Origin of the sequence: Pseudomonas sp. BJa3 (assembly GCF_026343815.1) — a bacterium.
GTDB classification, from domain to species: domain Bacteria; phylum Pseudomonadota; class Gammaproteobacteria; order Pseudomonadales; family Pseudomonadaceae; genus Aquipseudomonas; species Aquipseudomonas soli.
On the sequence record NZ_JAOXMC010000477.1, the window covers coordinates 1 to 242 of the forward strand.

The 242-nt window shown below is 72.3% G+C and carries 1 protein-coding gene; it reads right to left on the reverse strand.

The window, feature by feature from the left end; all coding sequences use genetic code 11:
* Positions 1 to 242 (reverse strand): four-carbon acid sugar kinase family protein (locus tag OH705_RS28475; RefSeq protein WP_323873515.1); only part of this gene is annotated, 242 nt, incomplete at both ends.

Sequence of the window (242 nt, forward strand, 5' to 3'; positions counted from 1 at the left end):
GTGACGGGATGCGCGCGCATCACCGGGTGCCGGTCGATCCGGTGGACCTCGGCGGCGGCGCCGGCGCGCGCGAACAGGTTGGCGAAGCTGCAATAGCGCCCGATGCCGGGTTGGCCGCCGACGATGGGCACCAGCGGATTGAGCATGTGGCGCCGCAGCTCGGCCACGGCCGCGCCGATGCTGCCCACGTGCGGCGCGCTGTCGAAGGTGGAGCAGCACTTGTAGTGCAGGATGCGGGTGCC